At 76.9% G+C, this 809-nt stretch carries 1 pseudogene; it reads left to right on the plus strand.

The window, feature by feature from the left end:
* Nucleotides 1–715: pseudogene (locus tag DI269_RS12925) on the plus strand (hypothetical protein); the annotation flags it as partial.
* Nucleotides 716–809: the final 94 nt, after the last annotated feature.

The following is an 809-nucleotide window of genomic DNA, read 5'->3' on the forward strand; positions in this document are numbered from 1 at the left end:
CCCGGCCCGCACTTCCGCGGGCGCCGCGCGCGTCCCCAGCCCGCCCGTGAGCCCCCCGGTGAGCCCGCCCGCCTCCCCGCCGGCCTCCGGCGACTTCGGGAGCGAGACGGCCCGCTGGGAGGCCTACAGCGGCCCCGACGACTCGCGCCTGCCGGTCCCGGTGGCGCGCAACGAGACCGGGCTGACGCGCCGCGAGCGCCGCATCAAGGAGGGCGACACCGGCTCCGAGATGGGCCGCATCATCGGCATGGGCGCGGTCGGCCTGGTCATCCTCGGCCTCCTCATCGCCGGCGGCGTGTGGCTCTTCGGCGGCGGCGACGAGCCGGCCGACCTGGCCGCGCAGTCCATGGCCGACGACTACTCGCCCGAGTGCGGCCTCGCCGTCGACGGCGCCGGGTGCGTCACCGAGCCCGCCTGCTTCGACGCCGAGTTCGCCTCCGTCAGCTGCGACACCGCCCACCTGTGGGAGGCGTACGCGACCGGGCCGCTCCCCGAGGGCGTCGCCGACGCCGACGCCGCGCGCGCCGACGCCACCGTGGCGGCCGCGTGCGTGAACGGCCAGGCCGACGGCGGCCCGCTCTCGCAGCTCGTCTCCAGCGACGCGGTCGACTGGACCACCGACGTCTACGTCCCCGGCGACGGCTCGTTCCTGTGCGTCGCCCAGCTCAGCGACGGCACCGAGGCCTCCGGCGCGACCTTCGCCAGAGCAGGCTGACCACCGGAACCCAAGCGCGCGAAGCGAAGCGACGCGCTCACGACCACTGAGCCGCGCAGCGGCGAACAAGAGGGGCCCGGCGCGCAAGCGCCGG

This window comes from Glycomyces dulcitolivorans, from assembly GCF_003265355.1.
GTDB classification, from domain to species: Bacteria; Actinomycetota; Actinomycetes; order Mycobacteriales; family Micromonosporaceae; genus Glycomyces; species Glycomyces dulcitolivorans.